This is a genomic window from Pseudomonas sp. App30 (genome assembly GCF_047947025.1).
Classification (GTDB): domain Bacteria; phylum Pseudomonadota; class Gammaproteobacteria; order Pseudomonadales; family Pseudomonadaceae; genus Aquipseudomonas.
In genome coordinates this window covers 1187339-1211550 of the sequence record NZ_CP133165.1, presented here as the reverse complement: position 1 = coordinate 1211550, position 24212 = coordinate 1187339, and the positions used below count along the sequence as shown (strand labels likewise).

Here is a 24212-nt window from a genome sequence, read left to right as displayed (position 1 = left end):
GCCGTTGCGCGTCGTGGCGGCGTTGGTCCTGCTCGCGCTGGTCCAGGGGGACCTGGAGGAAGTGGACGAGGACCTCGCGGGCATGGCGCAGCTGCCCCTTCCACACTCTGCAACTGGCAAGCGGCGGATGCATTAGATGCCACGCAGGCGGTCGATCTCGGCGGCCACCAGCAGCGCGGCCTCCAACTCGGACATTTGCTGTTCTTCCATCAGTCGCCAGCGTTCGGCTTTTTCCTCGGGCTCGGTCATGGCCAAGGCCAGGTAGAGGCTCGGGGGCACGGCACGAAACAGTGTTTCCATGTTCTTGGCCAGCACCACTCCCTCCGTGTATTTACCCGAAGCCTTGCTTGCCGATAACAGCAACGTCTTCTGCGCCGGCGTCAGCTTCTTGAAGCGGGCGATCTCCTCGATTTCCGCCGGTGGCATGTTCAGGCAGATCCACCACTCGATCATGTTGAGCATGGTCTGCGCGGCGGTGGGGAAGTCGGCCAAATTTTGCGTGGCCAGCCAGAACCACGCCCCCAACTTGCGCCACATTTTCGTGCCCTTGACCACGAACGGCGCCAGCAAGGGGTTCTTGGTGATGATGTGGCCTTCGTCCGTCACCATGATCAAGGGCCGCCCCAGGTACTGCTCCCGTTCGGCCAGGTTGTTCACGGTGTTCATCAGGCTAATGTAGCTGATCGACATCTGCGCCTCGTAGCCCTCGCGGGCGTAGGTCGCCAGATCGACGATGGTGACGTCACTCTCAGGCCACGGCGTGCCGGTCCGGTCAAACAGCGTGCCCTCGAAGCCCTGGCAGAAGAGGTCGATGGACTCGGCCATCTCCTGGGCGCGTTCACGGCGCTTGTCGGGCAGATGAGCATCACTGGCCACCCGCAACAACGCATCTCGCACGTCATGGGTCATGACCTGCTGCTGGACATCCGCGCACGCCTTGGCGGCATCGAGGATGCACTCTCGGATCAGGCTGCGGTCCGCGCGGGTCAGGCGCGCTTCTTCCTTGGCTTCGCCACCGGTGATCATCAATCGTGCAGTAATTTCCAGTTCGCCCAAGACGTCGCGTTGCTCATCGTTGTCCGTGTTGCTGTCGTCAAGGTCATCGGTGGCCAGGCTGGCGACCTGATCGGGGCGCTCGACCAGCCGCCGGGCGTCGGCGAACGGCGCCAGGCTCAACCCGCTGCCAGGCTTGAGTTGAACCTTGTTGACCGAAAGCCCCAGGGTGGCGAAATAGTCACCCTGCAAGCCAAACGAGTTGCCGGCTTCGACGATGAACAGCCTCGGCCGGTAGACGGCCATGACCTGCATCAGGATCGAGACCAGAGTGGCCGACTTGCCCGCGCCGGTAGGGCCGAACAACAACAGATGGCCGTTCATGGATCGGTCAAACCGCGACAGCGGGTCGAAGGACAGCGGAGCACCGCCGCGGTTGAAGAACGTGATGCCTGGATTGCCGGTGCCGACACTGCGCCCCCACAGCGGCAAGAGGTTGGCAACGTGCTGCACGAATAGCAGCCGGGTGTACCAGTTTCGTTTGTCGCGGTTGGCGTTGTACACCATAGGTAGCCAGCGCAGGTAGCTGTTGCACGCGGCAACTTCATCGCCGTCGCGTACCGGCTGCAGGCCGGCACCGAGCAGGACGTTGGCGGCCTGAATGGAGCGCTGGCGCAGCTCTGGCTCGTCCTTGCCGCACAAGTAGAACGCCAAGGTGCCGCGGTAGAGCTTGTGCTGGCGGCCGATCAGCGAGCGCGCTTCCTCGACATCCTGACGGGTCTGGGTCGAGGCCAGGTTTTCGCCAATGGCCTTGCGGGCGAGTCGGTTCAGCTGTTCCTCGAGTACGTCCTGCGGCGTCACCACCAGCGTCAGGCTCATAACCGTCGCTTCCGGCATCTGGTCGAACAGCGCATTGAGCGCCTCGCCCTTGCGCGTCTCTCCGGTGAGTTGCCCGATGTGAGGCGGCTTGCGCAGCTTGTCGACCACCATCACCCGGTGGGGTTGCTGGTCGAAGTACCACAGCCCCTGCTCAACGTCGGAGCGCGGTTCCTGGTAAAACAGGCGCTCGGCAAAATCGTGGTCGAAGGGGAGTTGCAGAGAGTCTGTTTCCTCGTCTTCGGGATAGGGCACTCGCCGGTAGAACTCGGCAGGTGATTCGCCGGTCAGGGCTGGGGCAGGATTGAACCAGGGCAGAAGCCAAGCGTAGAAGTCGCGTCCGTTCAACCGCCGAGGGCTGACACCGCAAGCTTGCAGGGATGCAGTGATGCGGTCGCAGGCCCTGGCCAGCAGTTGGGTGGGCGGCTGTTCCTGGCTGTCGGGTGGGGTATCCAGCCAACGATAGACGACCAAGCGAATCCGTCGATTGCTGCCGCGCCACGGCAAATGCGATACCACGTGGTCGTCAAACAAACCCCCGGGCTTGGCCACGGCGGCCAGATGTCGGCGCATCAAACCGAGAAATGCCTCGGTGAATGGCGTGCCCGCCGCCCGGGGAGCGATATAGCGCTCCAAACGCTCCAGATAAGGCGAGAAGTCGCTGTCGTCCTGGCAGTAAAACTGCACCACCCACGGCGCCTGGTCGAGCTCGTCGAAGCTGTCCTGCAGGGCGTCCTCCAACGCGTCACGGGCGGCCAGCAGCCACTCGGGCTCACGGCCTTCGGTGCCGATCGGCACCAGCTCGAACGCCGCACCGACCGAGCGGTTGTCGTCGAGCAGGAAGCAGCGCTCGGCCTCTATGTACTCCACCCAGGGTAAGTGGTCGGTGAAGCTGGGGTTGTGCGCGTAGTGCGCGGTTTCATCGGCCTGCGTTACACGTCGGCGCTGGGCGGCGCGCCAGGCTTTCCAGCGTCGTTGCCCCTGATCGCGCTCCTCGGTCATCAGAGATCATCCAGGCGTTCGCCCGGCAGCGCGTACTGCACCTTTTCATACAGCGGAAACACCGTCGAGTAGCCCGGGACCGGCGCCTGCTGGGTGCCGCTCAGATGCGGGTAGACGTACATCACCAGATCGGGGTTAGGCAGGCGCGGAAACTGCGCACGGATCTCGTTGGCTGCGGTGCGTGTGTAGGACGCCTGGTCACTGATCAGCCGCTCGGGTTCGAGCACTGGCCGGCGCAGTTCGCTGCGAGCCTCCTGCAGTTGTACCTGAGTGCCCGTGGAGCCGGCATCGTTCCAGATGTCGAGCATCGTCTGATCACCGTGGGGCAGCAGTTTGTCCTTGTCGGTGCTGCAGCCAAGCAGCGAGAGGCAGAGCAGGCTAATCCAGGTCCAGCGTCGAAACGGATGAGTTTTCATGTTGGACTCTCCGGCCTTTGGGGTCGTAGTCGATGGTGATCTCGTGGTCCAGGTGCAGCGCGACCTTGGCGGAGGGGGGCACGTAGATGGCGGCGAAGGCTTCGCCATATAGCTTGTTGATCCAGTCACGGATATCCCCGATGCCACCGCTGATGACCGAGTTCAGTGCGCTATTGCCGCTGCTCTGGCTGACCCCCAGCGAGCTGCTGCTTGAACTGATGAAGGAGGCGCTGTTCTGCTCGCTGCCCAAGGCTGCGGCGAAGCCGGCACCGGCGGCGGTGATCAGACTCTGGCTGCCCAGGTACTGCTGGGCGTTGGAGCGACGCTCGCCGGAAATGCACGGAATACCATAGGGGTCGGATATGTAGCCGAGGCCGCCACGGATCTTCTCGGTGTTCGAGGACTGGTTGGTGGCGCTGTTGCGGCTGACGACGGCCTGTGGCTGCGGCACGGTGCGCACCGTGCCGTCGGCGAACACGAAGGTGATCGACTCGACCTGGCCCCGCACGCAGGACAGTGTCCAGTCGCCGGAGGCGGTACCGCTCATGACCGCGCCCACGACTTCGGGCAGGTCAATGCCGTTGGCCGTGAGGTTATCCGGTCCGACCAGGACCTTGAAGGGGTAGGGGTCGTTGACCGTGCCATCCACGGGGACTCGGCCGATCAGCGCGGTCATGGCCACCGAGCCCATCAGTGTGGCGTTCTCAGGGATGGTGTAGACGGGCTTGGCGCCTTCGTTGCGATCATGCTGAGCCGCGAGATCGCGCTCGCCCTTGGACACGGCACGCAGCTGTTTCTGGCCACGGTCAATGGCGTTGTCCTGCAGCCCCTCCAGGCCATCGAACTTCGAGGACAGCTTGGACAGCGGGCTGTCAGCTTTCGGCGCGCCGTCGCTCTCCGTGCGTCCCGACGCAGGCTCTATCCATTGCAGTGTATCCGCCGGTGGCTGCGCGCCCTTGATGGCCTGCTCATCACCGGGCTGTAGGCCGAAACCCACGGGTAAGTCGGACTTTGGTCCTGACATCCCAGCAATCTGGTCCTTGAGCTTCGACAGCAGCCCTTGGGTTTCCCGGTGCTGTTGTTCGGCTTTCTGCCGAGCATCATTGGCTTGCTGGCGCTGCTCGGTCACCTGCAGGGTGACGCTACCCAGGGTGCTCTGGATGCGGGTGTCGATGCTGCTCTCGCGCGTACGCAGCCGATTGTTCTCGGTCTGCAGCGACTCGTTGCTTTTTTTCAGCGTCAGCATATCGCTGCGCATGGCTTTGACCTGGCCGACCAAGGTGGCCACGGTGTCGCGCGGGGTATCGCCGGCGATGCCCAGGGACTTGGCCTGCTCGGCAGTGAGGGTGGCGTTGTCCTGGGGTTGAGGATGCTTTTCACCCTGCGGTGCAATCCACGACCTGAAAATGATCAGCACGACGGCGACCAGCAGGCCAGGTACCAGCCACTTCAGCAGCACGTTAGCTTTCATGGTCGGCACCCTCTGGCTTGGGCGGGGGCAGCAGTGCCTGTTTCAGGCTACCACCCCGCGTGACCAGATAGGCCACCGTAGTGTCTTCGGGGGTACCGGAGCGCCCCAGCGAGTTGTGCTGGAAGGTCGCCGCGAACAGCGTCGCCTGCAGATGACGCGGATCCAGCAATACCTCGCCTGGCCCTTGGTTGACCAGCTTCACCGCGGTAACCCAGTAGTCGCCTAGACGCCAGGCGGCCAGGGCTTTGACGGTAACGTGTTCGGTGGGCAGCAGGGAACTGAGTGCAGCGGATTTACCAACCGGCACGCGGCGAACACCAGGCAGCGGCGCGACTGTACGCAACGGCGCATAGAGGGTTTGCGCGGCATAGCGAGTGAGCACCACCGGGATCGGCGTAGCCGGTACCGTAGACATAGCGCCTGGGGCAGCCTCCGCTTCAGGTGCCTTGGCGTCCGCGACAATCTTGATCGGTTCCAGCGCGGCAGTGCCGGCCACCGCTTCAATGTCGATCAGCACCATATCGCCGGACTTCACCGACTGCAGTTGCAGGCGTGTCGGCGGAATCGTGTCGGACGCCAGCAAATACACGGTGCTGCCCACCGATTGCACGCGCAGCTTTGCGCTGATCGCATTGGGTACGCCCACGCGAACGTCCTCGTCGAGCATCAGGATGCGTTCTTGACCAACCACCAGTGGCACGGCCAAGGGCAGGCGATCCCAATGCTTGATCTCTAAAGCTTCCGTGCTCGCGCACCAGACGCTTGTCCCTGCGAGGGCCAGGATCAGCAAGCGCTTATTCATGACGCACCTCCCGGTAAAGACAGTTTTTGAGGCGTGCCTTCGTAGCAGTCCAGGGCCAGGCCCCACTTGTTGTGCTCGGGGTCGACATCGAAGCGCACCACGCGCAGCGGGTACCGCACGACAACGCGCTTGACCGGTTCGGCGGCGTAGTACTCATCGGCGTTGAGATCGAGCTGCACCAGCCAGCTGTGCGTATCCAACTGCTTCACCCGCAGGCCGGGGTCATCGCTGTACCCGCGGCCGAGTACTTCATAGACGCCTCGTACGCGACCGCGCAGCTCCCCGGCGACCTTGCGGTACTCGAAGTCACCGTCGAGGAAGGTCTTGCACGCTGGGGTGAGGTACGGTTGCAGCGCGTAGATCGCGCGGGGGTAATCTGCCTCACCATCGGTCGGCCAGCGATTGAGCTGGCCGAAGATGTACAGGGCGAAGGAATAGATGTTTTCCGGCGGCACATCCCACCATTTTCGAGTGCTCCCCGAGCGAAGATCTGGCGGTACATGGATGGTCAGCTGGGTGGGAGCGGTCTGCCAGCCATACCAGAGCCCGGCACTGAGTAGAGCCAACGCTCCTACTGCCAGGCGCAGGCTGAAAATATGCGCCTGTTGCGCATCGACCTTGTTGCGGAAGCGGCTCATGGGTTGCCCTCCCGATGACGACGGGTGCGCCTGACCGTCCAGGGGCCTGAGTGCAGGATCAGGTGCTGGGCGCCGACGCCCCAGTGCAGGGCCAGATCCCATTGCAACCTTCGGTACAACCAGGTCTCGGGCCGGGCGCGTTTGGCGCGGCGCAGCAGCTTGCCGCCGGCAAACAGCACCAGTGCCATGCTGGCGATCATGCAGGTGGGCAGCATGGCGATGGAGGCGGTGGCCAGCGCCAGGGGCGCGCCGACGATGAGGCCAACACTGGCGCCAATGGCTAGGGCGACCCACATCTCGTCGTTGGTCAGGCCACGCAATACGGCCGGGTCACGATTGAGCCGTTCGGGCAGGAAGGTTAGGGTGCCGTCGGGTAGGGTCGCGATGGGATCGGGCATAGCGACCTCACAGGATGGCGGCGGCTTTGGTCAGGAACCAGATGATGACCACCACCAGCAGCGCACCGACCCCAACGACCGCACCCAGATCCTTCCAGGTCTTGCGCTGGTTCTGTACGTCGGCGTAGACCGTCAGTGAGTGCCAAGCCACGCCGAGAAAGGCGAGGAGGGCGATCAGCAGGCCGAGCAGGATGCCACCGTCGTAGGCGTAATTTTTGATGGTCTCGATCAGGCCGGTGCCCTCGCCGCGGGAGGGCGCTTCCATGGTAGGAAGGTCAGCAAGGGCCAGGCTCGACATCAAAATCAGCAGGCTACCCACAAAGCCTTGCTGCAGGCGCTGGCGTAGGTGGATGAAGCGGACGGGACGAAATAGGCGAAGGGGCATGGCTAGGGTCTCCTGTGATCAGGACAGCATGAAAAACATCAGCACGATCAGGGCAAGCGCGAGACGGGCCGTGCTCCCGCCGAGTGCACCAAAGCTGAGGTTGCCGGCCGCCCAACCCCGGTAGCCGGTCCACAGCGCCCAGGCACACCACAGCAATGCCACCACCAGGACGGTCGAACGCCAGAGCACTGAGCTGAGTTGCGGCGCAAAGCCGGCAGCCGCAGTGAATGCGGTGATCTGGGTGTCAGTCATGCTCATGGCTTGTGCCTGCCGTTGGCTCGTTGGCGCGATAAGATCCAGATAACTGTGTGAGCTGGTTGGGTTGGGCACGTAAGGGCGCTAGGTAGTCGTGAATGCCCCGGCGTACTTGTTGAAGGTCTTGGGCGAACTGCCTGTAGTCGAAGCGATAGCGAGATTCGCCAGAGATGCGTGTGGCAAGCTCTGATCGGTTGGCCAACTGATCGATGGCGTCAAGTTGCTTGATGATCAAGCCCAGCTCGCGGGCTTCTAACCCTTCTTGGGCCAGCACCGGGAGCGGGAGCAAGACAGCGAGAAGGATGAGTCTCGGCATTGAGGAAAATGTCATCACAAATAGTCCACGGCATGTCTGGCATCACCGTGACTGACTTATGAAGTTTTCGCTTGATGAATAGTGATCAGAACCTAGTCGCTTTCGATGTCCGAATGGAGGGGTAGCGATGCGAGCTACGTGCTGCGAATGGACTTGCTGCGTGTCTTTTGCCCCTCCATCAAGACTGCCTTCGCTTCCGCTCTATCACCGGATTGGCAATGCAGGATGTACTGCCCAAGCGTCCTCTGGTTCTCGTAATCAATTTCCAGCCAATCCAGCTCCGTGTGGACATACTGAACAATGTCTTCGAGTTTCGCACTGAACCACTCACCGTTCGTACGACACTGAGCAAAATGTTCGTGGCATTTCGCTTCGGCTGCAAGGCAGTCTGCAACTTTGGCATTTACTACGTTGGCCAAAATGCTTCCATGGCTGCCCATCTGAGCACGCTGGCGATTCCCCCGTCCCTTGGTATGTCCAATTTTGCTGAGCCCCGTCATCCCATCGAACAGGACGTAAACGTAGCCGATCAACCGATCAGGCGGACTTGTGGGCGTTTCAGGCGCTCGAGAAGCCAGGTGTGGAAAAAATATTTTTGCGGCTTGTACGATATGCGCCCAGGTTGGCGTTACCTGGAGATCTTGGACACTATTTACAACCCGTCGCTGCCCAATGTTGCGATCAAAGTCGTCCGCCTGCGCTAAGCGGGTGGCTTCATCGACAATTATTCGCCAACCAAGAAGCGCCAGCTCCTGCTCAAAGCGGGACGCAGGGAGGTTGAAGGTGGCAGCTAGGTCAGCGGGTTCAACGCTCATAAATTGCTCTGTCATGGAAGTGTCCTACAAGTTTTATCCAGCTCTTTCGAGCTTAGTATGCAGTGAGCGGCTGGCAATTAACTCTTGAGCTGAAATCCGGCAAGTCGAAATTAAGACGAGGGAGCCTGGACGCAATGCAGCGCCGCATCACTTCATTGGACAACCAGCGGAATAATTCGCTGTCATGCAAGCCCCATGGCGATTTTCCGAGAAGGTCGAGCGATTGAGGAATTCGTCTTCCAGAACTAGCGGACGAGTAGCATGCGCACCATCAATTCCGGGTCGATCAAGGGGCGGCAGGGCGCCTTGGCCGGAGCTCTCAGAGGTATTTTTTGAACGTCGACACAGTGATCGCGATCATCCAACCCAACACCCAAGCGCAGGGCACTAGTACCCAGGTTGGGTCAATCGACCAAGGCAGGGAAAGATAAATAATCCAGGGCGTGAGCAGCAGGGGAATGAGCAGTCGTTTGGCACGGTGATAGACAAAGCTGCTTTCACGGCTAGCACTGAATCTCCGCAGGTCGCGGCGCATCAACCCATCCACCCCCCCAGTCACCGCCGCTAGGAGGAACAGGGGCATCGACAGCACCAGCACTGCGACGCGGACTACGAACGTGAGGACGGTGAAAAGGGCTGCTACCAGATAGTCCTGCAACCCAACGTACAGTTGCGCCGCGGCTCCCTGAATGCTGTCCTCCTGGCTTAGCTTCGTCATATGCACCTGGAGTTCGCCCCAACCGATGCTGACGAACAACCAATCATTGATCGCCCCGAGGATTCGGCTAACGGCCTCAGCAGGTTGCGCAACGATCAAAGACTGTTTGAAGTTCGCGCTCAACCACCCCAGCTCGTTCTGCCACATGACCTGGCTGTGGTGCCATCCTTGGTCAGGCCAAAACCACACCATGCCGGCAAACTCCAGCACGATCGAAAACAGCATCGAGCCAAACAACACGCCCAGCAGCCGTAGGCACAGTTCGATGGTGGCGAGGATGAGCCCGGGTTTTCGCGGTGCAGGTGCTTGGTTGACCGGAGTGGTCGGCATGGATACCTCGGCACACGTGGCATTTCATCCGGTGATTCAGGATTGGCGCTTGCGCGTTGGGGGTGGCGATTCGGGGGTGAAATCAACCGTGGGCGCGCCGCCAGCGCTGGTCCACCAACTGCCCGCGTTGGCGTTGTAGGATTCACGCATGTGGTTGGCCAACTCTTGCAGGTCCTTGGGCATGGCGTCATCATGGGACGGTTGTGGAAGCGGCATGCGCACCTTCCACAACTGGCCGCCTTCCTGGAAAGAAAACATCTGCCCCTTCGGCAGGCTGACGATATGCGCGGGCTCAATTAGCGGCACGGCGGTACTGCTGACACGGTCCTGGGAGGAGGAGGTGAAGTCGGTATGGGCGTCCGGGTCGGCGGTGTCGGTGGCGCCAGACACCAGTGTGCGCGTCTGCACGTTGACCTTGGGCAACTGGTTAGTCAGCAGCTCTGCCGTCGCGGTCTCCCGCACCCGCAGCATCTGCAGGGTATTGAAGTTGCCGATGACCTGGCCGGCCTTGGCGCGGTTGCCGATGCGCGCTTCGATATCACTGAGCGTCTGGGTGTAGGCGGTCACTTGGATGCCCGCGCCGCCGCCCTTGTTGATCAGCGGGATGAATTCGTCGCCCATCAACTCATTGAACTCGTCGGCATGCAGGTTTATCGGCAGCTTCTCTGCTGAGCTGTAGACGCTTGGCAGGCCATGGTCCACCCCATGTTTGTAGATATGCCCGGCCACTGATACCAGGTCGGCGAACATCGAATTGCCCACGGCGGCGGCCACCTCTGCATCGGTCAGTGCATCGAGACCGACGTACACGATGCCGCGTTTGCGGATCACCTGCAGCCAGTCGAAGATCGGCCGCGGATCCTCCAGATCGGTGTAGTTGGGAGCCAGCAATTGTGCGGTCTTGCCGCTGGTGAGCTTTTCCAGCAATGGCAGCAGGGAGGCGACGATCTTGTCGAAGTAGGTGCGATCGTAGCGCACCGCCGAGCGCAGCCCATCCATCACCGGATCGAAGATGCGCTTGGCGGCCAAGTATTGTTCGATGGCGACCACACGTTTTTCGCGGCCGATCATATGCCGGGGGATGTTTTTCTCGTTGAGTCGCCCCTCAATCTGCACGATGGCCTCCCAGGCCTGGGGATCGTGGCGGGCGAAAAACTGCTGCGCATACTCGATGAACAGGGCGTCGATGTTGACCACGTGGCGCTGGATCTGCAGATAGTCCGGGCGCCGGCCCAGCTCGATCAGCGCGCGGGCAATGATGTTGACGAAGCGCCAGGCGAATTCGCGGAATGCGGCCGAATTGCCTTCGCCGCTCAACTGCCCGGCGATACGGGTGGCGACCTCGGAGATACGCCCGAAGCGGCCGATGGCGTTGTAGCGCGCGGAAATCTCTGGCCAGCCGAGGTGGAACACGTAGAACTCTTTTTCGCGTCCGGCCCGACGCGCTTCGACGTACATGCGCTTGAGCAAGTCAGCATCGCCCTTGGGATCGAAGACCACCACCACTTCCGGTTTTTGTCGATGGATGTCCTGGGTGATGTACACCTCGGCTAGGCGTGTCTTGCCGACTCGCGTGGTACCCAGCACCAGGGTATGGCCGACGCGCTCACCCAGCGGCAGGCTGGCCTCGCACTCATGGGGCTCGACGCCGTGCAGCAGCGGGGAACCGCCCACCGGGGGCAATGGCCTTACTGGGTTGAAGGGACTATCCCAGGCGGTGACCTGGGCCAGGCGTGAAAGGACAAAAGGTGCTTTTTCCAACGCCCGCTCCAGCCGGCGAGCGCACTGGTAGGCGGCGGACTGATTCACATAACGAGCAAGGGCAGGGTCCTGGGCTTCGACCAGGCGTTGGGTGTGCAGGCGCGTCCAGCGGAAGCCGCGGCCCATGAACAGGCGCTTGTTGCTGATCGGGATTTGCCGGCTGGTGAGTGAGTAGCGTGGCAGGCGGCGAATGTTGCGCCGATAGCGCAGCACGACGCGGGCTTCATTCAGGCGTTTGAGGCCAAAGGCGGTGTAGGCCACCGCCATGCCGGCGCCAATCTCGGGCGAGAGCGCCACCGCCCAGGGCGAGTGCAGGCACAGCGCCGCGGCGCCCGCGCACACGCCGACGGTGTAAAGCTCCACGGCGGGTCGCAGCAGGGACTCCATCGCGTGATCGGTCATGGGTAGCCCTCACTGTTCCAAGGCGGTTGGCGTAATCAGCACGGGGTAATGCTCCAGTTGCAGGCGCGTGGCGATGTCATCACCGCTGACCGGCCAGATCGGTAGCTCCGGCGCCGTTGCCTGGATGTGCTGCAGCGCGTCGCTGTTTGCGGCTTCCACGGCCAGACCGCTGGCGCCAAGCGCCTGCAGGGCTTGGGCATGTTCAGCCAGCCATTGCAGGGACAGCGGGTCCTGCCCGACCAGAAACAAGGGCGTCATTCCCGGTATATCCAGCACTCGGGGCGTAACAGGACCAGGGCTTAACCGAGCGCTGTGGATGGGCAGTACCCAGCTCAGTCGGCGTGGGTCGAGGCGCGGCATCGTTGGCTCGTCGGCCTGGGCTGTCACGCCGTACCACAGCCAGCACAAAGTGATCAGAGCAATGATCCGCAACCGTGTCATGGCTGGCTCTCCAGAGTTAGGGCAGCCGATGCGTCGACCCGCTGCCAATGGCGAATGAACTGGGCACGGTAGCGGGCGGCCGGCGCGCCTCCGGTTGGCCGGTGATAGCGACCAGCGGCTTGCACCCAGTCGCCTGCGGCCTCGTAATGTTCCTTCAGCAGGTCGGCGGTGACCGCCAGGTTGGTCCGCGGGTCAAGGGCTTCACAGGCGCTGGCATAGCGCTCGGGGTGGTAGCCAAGGTTGGTTTGGCCCAGGCCAACGTCGATACGCCGTGGGTCTTGGCGGGTGAGTTCGAGCATGAGGGCGGCGCACGCCTGCTGACGATTGGCGAAGCGCTGCGGATTGCCGGCGACATTCAACGTCCAGGGCCAGGGGATGGTCTGGCCGCGCAGGCGGGTACCGCTTTCCTGCAAGGCAATGGCGAACAGCACCGAGGAGGGAATGCCGGCCTGCGCGGCGATCACCTGGTAGGCAGGAGGGGGTATCACGTCTGCGCCAGCCCCAGTGGCGAGGCCCAGCGCCAGGGCGCAGATCAGTCGACGCGCTGCCATTGTCCGTCCACCTGTTGATAGCGTGCCGGCAGAGGGCGGCTGGCGCCGAGGCCGAACCAGCGCCCGCGGTCGTGGTTGAGGGTGATCTGCCCGCTGCTGACCTGTGCGGCGGTGATGCCCGCTTGGCGCGCCCAATGCCGGATCACGTCATCCTTGCCCTGGCTGCCGACCAGGTACACATCCAGCAGTACGCCCTGTTTCGCCAGTTGCAAGGCCCGGGTTTGGCAGGCCGAACACTGCTCTTCGACGAACAGCGCATAGCGGGGGCTGGTTGACGTATTGTCCGCGCTGCTCATGCCCTGTACGGGCTGCAGGCCGGGGAACAGCCGCGCCCACGCGGCGGTGTACGCCTGCTGGTAAGCCAACTCGCGCTCGGCCCGCTTGGCCTCCAGACGCACTTGCAGCTCGGCGTAGCGCTGCCGCTCCTGATCGGACTCCGCCTCCACGCCCAGGGTAGTCAGCGGGTCCAGCTGCGGCGACCAGTAGTGGCGGGGGCCGCTTTGCAGTTTTTCAAACTTGGCCCATTCATCGTCGGTCAGTCCCCACGCCTGCGCGGCAATGGTCTGTTTCTGCTGTAGCGGCGAGACATCGATATCCCGTCGAGTGGATTCGGCGACCTCTTGGCCCGCCGCCGCAACAACGGCAGCGTGCAGGCTGATGGGCAGCAGGAGCAGGTTGAGAAGAGCGAAAAGGCGCATGACAGCGTCCTCACGGCAGGGGCAGGCTACTATCGGCATGCCCCGCGACCTGGAACACGGCTTGGTCGCGCTGGATCTCATGCAACTGCCAGCCGTTCAAGCTATCGCCCGGCTGCAGCAGTTGCACGGCAGACAGCGAGCGCTGACCGGCCGGCAGCACCGACAGGAGCCGGGCGCGGCCACGCGTCTCGATGCCGAGCACCGAGAATGGCGGTTGGGCAGGGCGCAGTGATTTCACCTTGGGCTTCGGCATCGGGGCGGGTTCAGCGCGGGGACGGGGTTGAGCCTTTGCCGCGAGCTGGGCCTGCACATGGGCAAGCCCACCCTCGGCTTTGTTGAGTCGTTGCTGCCAAGCGGTAAATACCTCGCTGCTGGGGACATTGGCTGTTGATCTGATCTGCTCAGCGACGATAGTGGCGAGCTGATCAAGCTGCTGCCGGGGTGCCGCCTGGCTGGCTGTGACTGCCTCCTGCTGGCTGTTCAGGTCGCGGAACTGTGCCTGCAGCTTTGCCTGACCATCGCGGAGCAGATCCAGATCCCGCCGCAGGGCCGGAGCAGGATCGGGCTGGGCTTGGGCGGCCACTGCGACCATGGCCGCGAGTTGCTGATGATGGTTGTAGGTCACCGCCGCCAGCAAGGTCGCGGCGATGCACAGGGCACCGATCAACAGGTCATGGAAGGTCTGTATTTTCATGGGACGAGCCCCAGCGTGCCGACCGGTGCAGCAGGTGATGGCGACCGCAACGCATAGCAGACCGAGCGATTGAGTGGGTCGACGCTGAGTTCCCAGGCCGGCCCACCCAGGATGGTCAGCGCATCGATCAGGGCCATCGGGCCGATCTGATAGTGCACCGCCGGCAGCGGCCGGCTGAACAGCAGCGCCGGCGGCGGGACATCCGGACACAACGAATAGCCCGAGCGCTGCAGCACATGGCGCAATGCCTCGCCGACATAACTGTGCAGCGCCGGCGGGATACTGACCTCGACCATCTGCAGCAGCGGTTGGCGTTGCTCCAGCGTCGGCTGCGTACTGACCAGCGTATAGCGACCCTGTCGCACCCAGTCAGGTGCCTGGAGTGTTTCTGGCACCCGCGGTTTGGCGGGCGTCGCGGGCTCGTCGGCGGATAGTGTTGGGCGGGGTGGGGTCGCAGCATGGCTGCAGCCCACCAGCAGGGCGGCAATGACCAGCGTGAGCATGAATGGGCGATGCATGGCGATGTCTCAGGGAAGGTTGCCGCTACCATGGCGAAAAGGGCGGCTGTTCCCCCACCGATAAAGCGATTCCCGCCCAATAAAAAAGGCGCCCGTAGGCGCCTTGCATCAATCATCGGGAAAAATAGGGAGCTCGGGCAGCCGCCGGGCATCTGGATCAAACACCAGGAAACGCACGTCCGCTTGCCCGGCCAGCAGCAACAGTTCGGTCAGCACGGGCGGGATTTGGTCGTCATGCAGGCGCGCCAGAACTTCTGCGCGGCTGGCGCCGCACTCAGAAGCGTTGCCGCCATCCTGCCAAGGCGTCGAATACAGCTTGCAGCCGATGGCATGGCTGTCGAACAGCTCGAAACACTCGAAGAAGCCGAACGCGATGCCGCGCCAGGTACGCTCCTCCAGCAGTTTGAACTCCGCAGGCGGCAGATGCGCCGAGCTGATCTCCCAGCTGCGGCTGTAGTGCCCTGTGGCAAAGGTCAACTGCGTGATCACCGCTTGCGCTGCCTCTTCGCTGGGATAGTCCCCCAAATGGGCAGACTGGCCAAAATGATCGCCGATGACCGTGTAGACCACCGCCACCACTGTGCCATCGTCAGTGCATTGTCCAACGGCTTCTCTGACTAGGGTTTGCCCTCGGGTGATCAGCACGAAGTCATCGTTGAATATGCAAGGCTGGCGGTTGATGTCATGGTCCAGCAACCGCACCTGTGAATCGTGCAGGGGCCGGTAGCAGGGCTCACAGTAGTCCTCGTAGAGGATCTGGATAAGGCGTTCACAGCGAAAGGATTGGTAGCCGCGAACGAAGGGAGTGGACGTAAGAGGATGCATGGCTGCTCTCCAGGGAAAGTTGAGGCCACCCCATGCAGGCGGTGGCGTCGGGACGACGGTTCAGATCCAGCCGAATTCAGCCAGGGACAACGGACGGCCTTCGCCAATGATGATGTGGTCCAGGACGCGGACCTCAACCAGGGCCAGCGCCTCGGTCAGGCGCTGGGTCAGCACGCGGTCGGCGTTGCTGGGTTCCGGGCAGCCGGAAGGGTGGTTGTGGCTGAAGATCACGCTGGCGGCGTTATGCTCCAGGGCCTTGATGACCACCTGCCGCGGGTAGACGCTGGCGCCATCGATGCTGCCGAAGAACAGCTCGTCGAAGCCGAGCACGCGGTTGCGCGAGTCCAGGCAGAGCAGGGCGAAGACTTCCTGCCGGTAGGGGGCCAGGCGCAGCTTGAGGTAGGCCGCGGCATCGGCAGGCTGGATCAGCAGTTCGCCGCGCTGGAAATAGCGGTGGTCGAGCAACTGCAGGGCCTGCTCGATTAGCGCATCCTCGTTGACGCGCTGGATCACGGCGGGATCGACGGAGTCGACCAGGTTCAGGGTGGTGTTCATGGGACATTCCTCGTAAGGCAGGAGCGCCCCCCAGGGGGAGAGCCCCCGTTGGGTAGGTATCAGTAGTTCAAAGCCGGGTGAAGCGATGCCGCGTACCGTGTAAGCGGCTGCAGCAGGCTTCGCAGGGCTCGGTGGAAAAGTCCTCGATGCCGATGCCGGTCTCAGGATCGAAGTCGGCACTCAAGGGCAGCAGGGCTTGCAGGGCGGCACGCATCCGGGCGATGCGCTGGTCGACCTCAGCCTCGCTGTAATACAGCGACAGCGCGCTGAAGTCCTCAAAGGCCACCGCCTGCAGACAGTCCTCGCAGAGCCAGTAGCTCTCCATGGCAACCTCCGACACAGGTGAAAAAAAGGCGCTCGTGCGAGCGCCTGGTGGGTGGGTCAATCGCCTTAGGCAGACTGACGTGCCGGGGTGGAGGTGCGACGGCTGTTGGCAGCCGGGGCTTGACGGCGGCCGGTAACGGCGCGGGAGGTGTCGGCTGGCGCTTCCTGTTCAGCATCGGCCTCATCAGCCTGCTGCTCCGGTTCAACTGAAGCAGGGGCTTCAGCACGGGGTGCAGCCTTGTAGGTCAGTTGGCCATCGACCTTGATCCACTCGATGAAGATCAACCGACCCTTGAGACTGGCACCCGGCAGGCCTTTGCGCTCACCCTTTTCATAGGTGAAGGCGTCGACCCACAGGTCGCCAATGCGAAAGGCCAGCAGCACCTTGCGATCGGCCTTGACGTCTTCCAGGTGCTCGCGGATCAGACGTTCCGCTTCACCGCCGGCGACCTTGCAGTCGAACCGAGTGTACTCGACGTCATCCGAGGCACCGTGCAGCGCGGCAATGTCGCAGGCCATGAACGGTTGCCCGCGACGTACCGGGACTTCGCGAATACGGTTCAGGTAGCCAATGCCTTGGGTGTGCAGGTTGAAGTAGCTGGTGGGTGCGGCGTTGTTTGCAGTAGCCATGGTGAATCTCCTGTTTGCAAGAAACGCGGATATCCACCAGCCCTGGCGGGAGGTGAGTTCCGCAGGGGAGGTAAGGGTGGTCACAGGACCGGTCAAGGAGCGCTCATCACCGAGGGGGCGGTGACCGTGCGAGCTGCCGAGCGCTGATCGCACTGGGGAAGAACCACCCGTCACGGGCGTAGCCTTCAAGGTTCTGGCTACCTGGGTGCTGTCATCGACAGCAGGGTGCAGCTCATCTATAGATCGAGGTGAAGCCCGCGTCAACAGGGGCTTGAACGGGTCTTCGGCGGCCGGAAGCCAATGGTCTTCAGTGGAAAGTCGCAGACGAAAAAATAGCCCGACGGTCATCAGGCTAGGATGAGGAGGACCACCTTTGACCCGATACCCTGACCGCGAAGTCCATCGCAAAACTGTCGCCGGTCATTCACCTGGTTCAACCGACCCTTGTCGTGGCCTGGATCGGAAACTGCTGGCACGCATCCGCGCACAAAAGGCGCCCAGTCTTTCGCCGGCGGGCACCGGTGCTGAGCATCATCGCCGAGGCGGATGACCCCTGGGGCCTGCTGCAAGCCGCACGGGTCATCCGCCTGGAGGATCTACAACGCCGAAAAGCAATCACGGGGGAAGAGGTGTGGCGTGGCTCCGAACACGACGGTTCGACCGAGCTGCCCGGAGCGAATCGGTCTTGGTTCGCCAACTGGCGATAGGGCACCTTCACTACAACAGCCTCGGCGGGGAGCGTCAAGGTGCCGCGCGCTGCTCAGGAGGAGCGGGGCTTGCGGGTGCGCTTGGGTGTGGCCACCGGCTTGGTGCCCTTGCAGTCCGGATAACGCGAGCACGACCAGAAGGTACCGGTGCGGCCCTTGCGCTGGCGCATGGCGCTGCGGCACACCGGACACGCGGGGCCTTTGGCGGCGGCTGGCACGCGCAGGGTCAGCGAGGCGTGGCTCTGCACCAGTTGCGTGAGCCAGGCGGCCTGCTTGGCCAGGAAGGTCTCGACGTCCAGCTGCCCCGATTCGATGCGGTCCAGCGCCTGCTCCCAGATAGCGGTCATCACTGGATCGGCGACCTCCGGCGGCACCGCCTCAATCAGCGTGTGCGCGGCCGCGGAGGCCGCGAGGCTGCGTTTCTTCTTCGCCAGGTAGCCGTGATCGATCAGTCCTTGAATGATCGCGGCGCGGGTGGCCTCGGTGCCGATGCCGATGCTGTCCTTGAGCTTCTGCTTCAGGCGCGGGTCGGCGACCTGGTTGGCAATGGTCTTCATCGCCTTGACCAGGGTACCCTCGGTATAGGGTTTTGGCGGCTGGGTACGGTGGGCGTTGACCACGGCGTCGAGGACGGGCAGCGACGCACCCTCGCGCAGGGTCGGCAGTCGCTGGCTCGGCTCGCCCGGTTCGCTGCCGTCGGCTTCATCGATCACCGCCTTCCAGCCGCGCACCTGGATCTGCTTGCCGCGAGCCTGCAGCTGGTCCTCGTCGCTCTGCAGCAACACCAACGTTTTCAGGTACTCATGGTCGGGCAGGAACTGCGCCAAGTAACGGGCGCGAATCAGCGCGTAGACCGCCTGCTCGCGCTCCGACAGTCGGCCCAGGTCGAGGGCCACGGCCGTGGGAGTGATGCCGTGGTGGGCGGTGATCTTGCTGCTGTTCCACGCGCGTGAGCGTCGGCCCGGGTCAGCTTCCTTCAGCCATTGCCCCAGCGACGGCGCGCTGGCTGCCAGGGCATGCAGGACACGCGGTACCTCATCGAGCATGCTCTCGGGCAGGAAACCACAGTCAGTGCGCGGGTAGGTCGTGGCCTTGTGGGTCTCGTACAGCGCCTGCGCCGTGTTCAAGGTGTCCTGGGCACCAAGGCCAAGCTTGGCCGAGCAGATCTCCTGCAGTGTCCCCAGGTCAAAGGGCAGCGGCGGTCCTTCGCACACCCGCTCCACCTCGATGGAGGACACTTGCGCCTGGGCGCGCTGCACCAGCCGCTGCGCCGCCCGCTGCCCGACGGCCTCATCGATGCAGCACCCGCTGTCGTCGCAACTGCCGGCAGGCGGCTGCCAGCGCGCCAAAAACACCATGCCTTCGGCCTGCAGATGCGCATCGACGGTCCAGAACGGGCGGGGCACGAAGCTGGCGATGGCTCGATCGCGCTCCACCACCAGGCGCAAGGTCGGCGTCTGCACGCGGCCCACCGGCAGCAGGCCATCGAAGCCGGCACGCCGGCCGAGCAGGGTGAACAGCCGGCTGAGGTTAATGCCCACCAGCCAATCGGCGCGGGAGCGCGCCAGCGCACAGTGATAAAGCAACAGCGTCTGCTCGCCCGGGCGCAGGGCGGCCAGTGCCTTGCGGATCGACGCCTCGTCCAGGGCCGAGAGCCACAGGCGCAAAACCGGCCCCTGGTAGCGGCAGCGCTCGAGGATCTCGCGGGCGATCATCTCGCCCTCGCGATCGGCGTCGGTGGCCACCACCACCTCGTTGCAGGTGCGCAGCAGCTGTTCGATGACCTTCAACTGCGCCGCGACCTTGGGCTTGGCGACCACTTGCCAACGGCTTGGGATGATCGGCAGATCCTCCAGGGTCCAGCGCTTGTACTGCGCACCGTAGGTCTCCGGTGGCGCGGTCTCCAGCAGATGGCCCACGCACCAGGTCACGGTCACCGCATTGCCCTGCAGGCAGCCGTCACCGCGGCGGTTGGCCTGCAGCACGCGGGCGATATCCCGGGCCTGGGACGGTTTCTCGCAGATGTACAGGCGCATGGCTAGGCTCCCCTGATCAGATAGCGACAGGGTGCGGGTGGGGTGGGAAAGATCCAGCGCAAAGCTGAACCGGGCGCCATCGTTTCGGCGTGGCTTAGGGGCGCGGGGGGATGCGCAGAGCGTGAGGATCGTTACTTGGGCGCTAAGTGTGCGGCCATGCGTTCCAGCATCTCGAGGGTGAACTGCCGGTTCTCGTCGCTGAGTTTGTCCAGCAGCGCCGTGATTACCTGAGCCTGGTCCTGTGTGCGGGTGCTAATGGCCATCAACAATTCGGCGGCGGGGCATTCGAAGATGTCCGCCAGCTGCAGCAGCTTGGCTACAGAGAGATCGACCTGACCGCGTTCCAGGCGCGAGACCGCCTCGGCGCCGATATCCAGCCGTACGCCAACCTCCTCTTGGGTCAGGTTGCGGGCAAGCCGAAATTTGGCCAACTGGCGACCGATGTGGCGTGGGCTAGGCTGTTTGACGGGCAACGGGGCACTCTCCAATTCGACCCGTATGGTTGACCATCAACCCGCGTATATGAACGCCCTATAAGGTTGACTAGCAACCTATCGGGGCGTATTTAGCTGAGAAAGAGAGACACGACCTGTCAGCACGAGGAGGCAAACATGGACCGTTCCGATGACGCCGACATGACGGCGCTGGAGATCAAGGCCTACGAGCTGTTCCTGGCGACTCACGTGGAGCCGGACAACCTGCAAGCAAGGGAGACGTTGGCCAGTTGGGTCAAGCAGAGTCCGGCGCATTGGCAGGCGTTCCGTGCCCTGGACCGGCACCTGTACGAGGTGGCCCTGCTGCTGGCGCATGCCCAGCACGATCTCGCCCGCCAGCAGTAATCAAGGGTTGCAGGAGCTGCGGTGGCTGCACGCCGGACAGGTTGCCGGCCCGGCGTGAGCCTCGCGTTGAGCCGGCGCGATTCCACTGACGTCCACTCCCTCACTCCGCTTTGCGCGCGCCTTTCTTGCCGCCAGTCTTGCGCGTCGAGCCGTCGCCCTTGGCTGGCTCGCTGGCTTTCTCGCGCATAGTCACCGACGCCAGGCGGTGTGGCAGGATACCGATGCGCCGCGCTTCCACCTTGAACGTCACCCGCGCATTGTCCTCGCTGTCCTCCCACTCATCCTTGACCGTGCGGCCCTCGACCAGGATCCGCATGCCTTTCTGGAACAACGTGCTCCAGTGCTCCGCGTCGCGGTGCCAGAGCTCCACGGGCGCCCAGTAGCCGCCGCGATCCTCGTAGCCGCCCTCGCGCGGCACCAGGTTGTCGAAATACACGTTCAGCCGTAGCAGGCGCCGTGGCTCATCGGGGTTGGTGTTGAATTCCTGGAATTCGGGGACGCTGCCGATGTTGCCTTCGCCGACAAACAGAGTGCTCATGGGTGCTGCTCCACGGTGGGGGTAGGGGAGTGATCGAAGAGGGTCTCGGCAGCCTGCAGCTTGGTCGCGCTCGCTGTGGCGTGCCGGTGCAGCGAATGCAGGCTGCTCATCTGCAGGTTCAGGGTGATTCGGTTAACCTCCAGCTGCAGCAGCGCCTCGCGGACCGACTGCGCCAGCTGTGGCTGTGCCATCGCCCGCTGCCACACCAGAGCGCCCATGCGATTGAAGTCACGGCTGCGCCAGCGCAGGAAGTTCGTGCCGGCCGCGCTACGCTGCACCACCAGGCGCAGGTCCAGCAGCGAGAAGGGTGGTTGCGCCACGATGGACAGCAACACGCTCATCAGCTCGGCCACCTTGGTTTGCAGGCGCAGCGCGGTATCGGCCAGTTGCTGCAGCTCCCCCTTACCCTTAAAAGGCTTTAAAAGGCCTTTTAGGGAGGCACCCTGTTCGAACTGCCGATAGGCATCGGTTGACAGGCGTCGGGCGATCGCCTCGGCGAGGGTCATGCCACACCGCCTTCGGGCTGGACAGCCGGTTCAGCCGCCACTTGCTCGTCTGGTGCCTCGTCATCGAGCTCCGCCTCATGAGTTACGGCGGGATGGCGTACGGTCGGCGGGGCGAACTGCGAACGCCGCAGGCCTTCGAGGATGTCTTGAGGCGGAAGGCCAAATTTGTCCACGGCGTCGCGCGCGCGAGCATTGTTCGCCGCCATGTCATCGCGGCTGACGCCGGCCAGGCGGTAGCGCTGCGCCAGGCCAAATAGGCTACGCAGCAGGTGCGCACCGCGGTCGATCCAGATTTCCATGTCGCTGCGGCCAATCAGCGCCGTGTGGTGGGCCAGTAGCACCCTCCGCACCAGCGTGTCGTAGTCGGTGAGCAGGTAGACGGCAAGAAACCCCAGCTGGCTGCCGATAAACAGCGGCAAGGTCACCGGGTGGATATTGAGGTTATCGCCGATGTCGACCTGGCTCGGCAGGTCGCGCTCCAGGCGCCCCACCTGCTCGGACAGGGCGAGCATTTCGGTCTTGGCCTGCAGCAGCTTTTCTTCCAGCAGCAGCATGAACCAGTCGGCGAAGGGGTCATCCTGGCTGCTGGCTTGCTTGAGCAGGTTGGTGACGCTGATGTAGCCCGCCATGCCCATGATCGCATGCACACCCTCGCGGGCCAGGCGCCCTTGCCACAGGCGCGCGGCGTGATGGGTGTGCAGCGTGAGGGTGATGCTGCTGCGCAATGAACCCAGGTTGAGTTGGTAGTGGTCGACCATCGCCGGTTCCTCGCCGTGGAGATGGCGCTACCTTGGTTGGTCTGGCAACGGTCGACAGCCATCAATGCGAAGGTGCTGGGCTCACATTGGGAGAGCCTGCGGAACTATCTGGAATCGATTTCGTGAGCATAGTGCCCAGTGAGTACCAGGCAGATGGTCGTGGGTATCGACTCCCTATAACCATGCTACTGAAATATCAATGATCGATTCCCTCCGCGGTAGCACTGGGTGGACTCGATTCGATTTGCATCGAATCTAAGGTGTGCCACTGATGAGTCGACAACGGAGCTTCAGCTCTTCCAGGCATGCCAGCGCCAGGGGGGAGGCATTGCGATTGCCCATTGCCTTTGCCGCGCGGATAACAGGCGCCGAAGGTCGAACAGCCGCCACGGCCGGCGTTGGCCCTGTGACTTCACCTCGGGCGGCCCACAGGGTGAACTCACCCCGACAGGCGCGTTTGATCAACCCCATCAGGTAGGCGATGGGTTTTCGGATCTCACCACGGGCGCAGCGCACCGCCGCCTCATTGATGACCGCTTGGCGCTGTTCGGGATCGAGCTGGTGCAACGCCTGTGCGGCCATGCGCTGCTCCCCCGGGCTTAATTGCAGGCCGTCCGGCCATTGCGACGTTCCGGCGCTCGCGAGCGGTACCGTACTTTTTTTGCTTTGTTCTTTTTGTACGGTACGCGTCGTGTCCGGATTCCGAACGGCTAATGAATCCTTGGTGATGCCACTGGGTTCGGGATGCTCACCCACGACCGCCGCGGCCCGAACGGGGTCCAGACTGGTCCGTTCGGAATTCCTTGGCACGTCGGGTTCTAGTGCCAGAACCTGTTGCGGAGAGGTGGGCCGCGCCACATCAAAATCCTGCAACGCGTCCCCAGGCACGGCAGGGTCTGCGCGCAGTTCCTCGAGCACATGGCGGGCCACGTCGCGCACGCCTTTGATAGCGTGGCTAAGGGCTTGCTTAATGAGCGCCATATACTCGGTGTCTCGAGCGACCGCTTCTGCGGGAGTCAGCGGGTCATCGTGCAGCTCGTAGACGCAACCCCGCAGGCAACCATGCTCGTCTCGTGCGCGCTCGACCAGGGTGAGCCAGCGCGTGACCCGCAATACGTTCAAAGCCCGGGCGATGGTCTCACGCGAAGCTTGGGCGCCGCAGGGGCTGGTGGCCAGATAGGGCTGCAGGTCCTCGTAGCGCGGGGCTCGAAGGTTTTTTTCGCCGACCAGCCAGCGCAGCACCTGCCAGGTATTGCGCTCCAGCGGGGTCAGGCGACGATCCAGCAACAAGGCCCGTGGCATCGCGTCATTGCCGCGGTAAACAAAGCCCGGCTCGCCAGTTTCAGCCGTCGCCATGGACGCCTGCTCGCCGGCCTGTCGCGCCTGCTCTTGCTGCAACCGCTCCAGAACCTCATTGGACTGGCGCACGACGTCACGCCAATCGACACTGTAGAACTTCAGCATGGCGCACCTCCGTACAGCTCGATCTGCTGCCACACCAGCGTCAGGCTGATGTGCTGCTCTTCAGCCAGCATCATCATGGCGTCGAGTGGGTCATTGTCCGGGTCGTCCGCCCGCAACTGGCTCCAGCGGTTCCAGACGGCATGCTCCTGAGCTTCGCTAAGCTGAATCGGTCGGCCTCGGTGCGTCTCGATCTGCAGCACCCGGCGACGCAATGCGGTTTCCGAATGGTCCAGGCCAAAACAGCGGTACATGATGCTGGAACTGGCACCCAGCTTGAGGGCGCGGTTGATCAGGCGCTCGTTCTGCTCATTGCGTTCAGCCTGGATGATCAGCCGACGCAGCACCGTGAGATCGACCTTGATCTCCACCCAGGAGATGCTCGAATGCGCCAGGTGCGAAAGCGTGGTGGGCGGCAGGGATTGCAATACCTTGATGTCCTCGTCGTCCAGGCCCAATGCCTTGCAGCGTTGCAAGCGGCCTTGGTGCAGCTCATGCAGGACCTGGTTGAGCATGGCGTGGTTCAACAGATTGAAGGTCGTACCCATGGGGC

Annotated in this window: 29 protein-coding genes; 1 reads left to right on the top strand and 28 read right to left on the bottom strand. The window is 63.2% G+C overall.

Annotated elements, in window-relative coordinates:
- Positions 1–132 precede the first annotated feature (132 nt).
- From RAM80_RS05355 to RAM80_RS05245, 23 genes are all read right to left on the bottom strand, one after another.
- The gene (locus RAM80_RS05355; RefSeq protein WP_416425193.1) at positions 133–2871 is read right to left on the bottom strand and encodes a conjugative transfer ATPase; all 2739 of its coding nucleotides are present in this window, start codon (positions 2869–2871) and stop codon (positions 133–135) included.
- On the bottom strand, positions 2871–3287 hold the full coding sequence (locus RAM80_RS05350) for a TIGR03751 family conjugal transfer lipoprotein (RefSeq protein WP_416425192.1): 417 nt from the start codon (positions 3285–3287) through the stop codon (positions 2871–2873). The genes RAM80_RS05355 and RAM80_RS05350 overlap by 1 nt, the downstream gene beginning before the upstream one ends.
- On the bottom strand, positions 3250–4758 hold the full coding sequence (locus tag RAM80_RS05345; protein WP_416425191.1) for a TIGR03752 family integrating conjugative element protein: 1509 nt from the start codon (positions 4756–4758) through the stop codon (positions 3250–3252). Before RAM80_RS05345 ends, RAM80_RS05350 begins: the two co-directional genes overlap by 38 nt.
- A complete protein-coding gene (locus tag RAM80_RS05340) occupies positions 4748–5560 on the bottom strand; it encodes a TIGR03749 family integrating conjugative element protein (protein WP_416425190.1) in 813 nt (270 codons plus the stop codon). Before RAM80_RS05340 ends, RAM80_RS05345 begins: the two co-directional genes overlap by 11 nt.
- Positions 5557–6198: a PFL_4703 family integrating conjugative element protein gene (locus RAM80_RS05335; protein ID WP_416425189.1), complete on the bottom strand. Its 642-nt coding sequence runs from the start codon at positions 6196–6198 to the stop codon at positions 5557–5559. The genes RAM80_RS05340 and RAM80_RS05335 overlap by 4 nt, the downstream gene beginning before the upstream one ends.
- Positions 6195–6596, bottom strand: coding sequence for a TIGR03750 family conjugal transfer protein (locus RAM80_RS05330; protein WP_416425188.1), 402 nt, complete (start codon positions 6594–6596; stop codon positions 6195–6197). The genes RAM80_RS05335 and RAM80_RS05330 overlap by 4 nt, the downstream gene beginning before the upstream one ends.
- A 7-nt stretch (positions 6597–6603) precedes the next feature.
- Positions 6604–6981, bottom strand: a complete 378-nt coding sequence (locus RAM80_RS05325) for a TIGR03745 family integrating conjugative element membrane protein (RefSeq protein WP_416425187.1) — start codon at positions 6979–6981, stop codon at positions 6604–6606.
- Between the two features lie 18 nt (positions 6982–6999).
- Entirely contained in the window at positions 7000–7239 is a 240-nt protein-coding gene (locus RAM80_RS05320) for a TIGR03758 family integrating conjugative element protein (protein WP_416425186.1), read from the bottom strand.
- Positions 7226–7567 (bottom strand): RAQPRD family integrative conjugative element protein, encoded by a 342-nt coding sequence (locus tag RAM80_RS05315; protein ID WP_416425185.1) that lies wholly within the window; start codon positions 7565–7567, stop codon positions 7226–7228. The genes RAM80_RS05320 and RAM80_RS05315 overlap by 14 nt, the downstream gene beginning before the upstream one ends.
- A gap of 119 nt (positions 7568–7686) precedes the next feature.
- On the bottom strand, positions 7687–8382 hold the full coding sequence (locus RAM80_RS05310) for a GIY-YIG nuclease family protein (protein ID WP_416425184.1): 696 nt from the start codon (positions 8380–8382) through the stop codon (positions 7687–7689).
- A gap of 304 nt (positions 8383–8686) precedes the next feature.
- Positions 8687–9415, bottom strand: a complete 729-nt coding sequence (locus RAM80_RS05305; RefSeq protein ID WP_416425183.1) for a TIGR03747 family integrating conjugative element membrane protein — start codon at positions 9413–9415, stop codon at positions 8687–8689.
- 36 nt (positions 9416–9451) lie between these two features.
- Positions 9452–11578, bottom strand: a complete 2127-nt coding sequence (gene traD, locus RAM80_RS05300) for a type IV conjugative transfer system coupling protein TraD (protein WP_416425182.1) — start codon at positions 11576–11578, stop codon at positions 9452–9454.
- A gap of 9 nt (positions 11579–11587) precedes the next feature.
- On the bottom strand, positions 11588–11938 hold the full coding sequence (locus tag RAM80_RS05295) for an integrating conjugative element protein (protein ID WP_416427418.1): 351 nt from the start codon (positions 11936–11938) through the stop codon (positions 11588–11590).
- A 77-nt stretch (positions 11939–12015) separates the two neighbouring features.
- Positions 12016–12570, bottom strand: coding sequence for a transglycosylase (locus RAM80_RS05290; protein ID WP_416425181.1), 555 nt, complete (start codon positions 12568–12570; stop codon positions 12016–12018).
- Positions 12552–13268 (bottom strand): TIGR03759 family integrating conjugative element protein, encoded by a 717-nt coding sequence (locus RAM80_RS05285; protein ID WP_416425180.1) that lies wholly within the window; start codon positions 13266–13268, stop codon positions 12552–12554. The genes RAM80_RS05290 and RAM80_RS05285 overlap by 19 nt, the downstream gene beginning before the upstream one ends.
- A 10-nt stretch (positions 13269–13278) precedes the next feature.
- Entirely contained in the window at positions 13279–13962 is a 684-nt protein-coding gene (locus RAM80_RS05280) for a hypothetical protein (RefSeq protein ID WP_416425179.1), read from the bottom strand.
- Positions 13959–14480, bottom strand: a complete 522-nt coding sequence (locus RAM80_RS05275) for a PilL N-terminal domain-containing protein (protein ID WP_416425178.1) — start codon at positions 14478–14480, stop codon at positions 13959–13961. The genes RAM80_RS05280 and RAM80_RS05275 overlap by 4 nt, the downstream gene beginning before the upstream one ends.
- Positions 14481–14588: 108 nt before the next feature.
- Positions 14589–15305, bottom strand: a complete 717-nt coding sequence (locus RAM80_RS05270) for a hypothetical protein (RefSeq protein WP_416425177.1) — start codon at positions 15303–15305, stop codon at positions 14589–14591.
- Positions 15306–15365: 60 nt separating this feature from the next.
- The gene (locus RAM80_RS05265) at positions 15366–15860 is read right to left on the bottom strand and encodes a JAB domain-containing protein (protein WP_416425176.1); all 495 of its coding nucleotides are present in this window, start codon (positions 15858–15860) and stop codon (positions 15366–15368) included.
- 67 nt (positions 15861–15927) lie between these two features.
- Positions 15928–16185: a hypothetical protein gene (locus RAM80_RS05260; RefSeq protein WP_416425175.1), complete on the bottom strand. Its 258-nt coding sequence runs from the start codon at positions 16183–16185 to the stop codon at positions 15928–15930.
- Between the two features lie 65 nt (positions 16186–16250).
- The gene (locus tag RAM80_RS05255; protein ID WP_416425174.1) at positions 16251–16814 is read right to left on the bottom strand and encodes an STY4534 family ICE replication protein; all 564 of its coding nucleotides are present in this window, start codon (positions 16812–16814) and stop codon (positions 16251–16253) included.
- A 760-nt stretch (positions 16815–17574) separates the two neighbouring features.
- A complete protein-coding gene (locus tag RAM80_RS05250; protein ID WP_416425173.1) occupies positions 17575–19557 on the bottom strand; it encodes a DNA topoisomerase III in 1983 nt (660 codons plus the stop codon).
- A 131-nt stretch (positions 19558–19688) separates the two neighbouring features.
- Positions 19689–20030, bottom strand: a complete 342-nt coding sequence (locus RAM80_RS05245; RefSeq protein ID WP_416425172.1) for a helix-turn-helix domain-containing protein — start codon at positions 20028–20030, stop codon at positions 19689–19691.
- A 138-nt stretch (positions 20031–20168) separates the two neighbouring features.
- On the opposite strand from RAM80_RS05245, the gene RAM80_RS05240 reads away from it, so the two are divergent.
- Complete coding sequence (locus RAM80_RS05240) at positions 20169–20396, top strand: hypothetical protein (RefSeq protein ID WP_416425171.1); 228 nt, start codon at positions 20169–20171, stop codon at positions 20394–20396.
- Positions 20397–20496: 100 nt separating this feature from the next.
- Here RAM80_RS05240 and RAM80_RS05235 read toward each other — a convergent pair whose 3' ends face one another.
- From RAM80_RS05235 to RAM80_RS05215, 5 genes are all read right to left on the bottom strand, one after another.
- Positions 20497–20934 (bottom strand): single-stranded DNA-binding protein, encoded by a 438-nt coding sequence (locus RAM80_RS05235; protein ID WP_416425170.1) that lies wholly within the window; start codon positions 20932–20934, stop codon positions 20497–20499.
- Positions 20931–21440, bottom strand: coding sequence for a DUF3158 family protein (locus RAM80_RS05230; protein ID WP_416425169.1), 510 nt, complete (start codon positions 21438–21440; stop codon positions 20931–20933). Before RAM80_RS05230 ends, RAM80_RS05235 begins: the two co-directional genes overlap by 4 nt.
- Entirely contained in the window at positions 21437–22198 is a 762-nt protein-coding gene (locus RAM80_RS05225; protein WP_416425168.1) for a PFL_4669 family integrating conjugative element protein, read from the bottom strand. Before RAM80_RS05225 ends, RAM80_RS05230 begins: the two co-directional genes overlap by 4 nt.
- A gap of 255 nt (positions 22199–22453) precedes the next feature.
- A complete protein-coding gene (locus RAM80_RS05220; RefSeq protein ID WP_416425167.1) occupies positions 22454–23662 on the bottom strand; it encodes an STY4528 family pathogenicity island replication protein in 1209 nt (402 codons plus the stop codon).
- Positions 23656–24207: a DUF2857 domain-containing protein gene (locus tag RAM80_RS05215; RefSeq protein ID WP_416425166.1), complete on the bottom strand. Its 552-nt coding sequence runs from the start codon at positions 24205–24207 to the stop codon at positions 23656–23658. Before RAM80_RS05215 ends, RAM80_RS05220 begins: the two co-directional genes overlap by 7 nt.
- Positions 24208–24212: the final 5 nt, after the last annotated feature.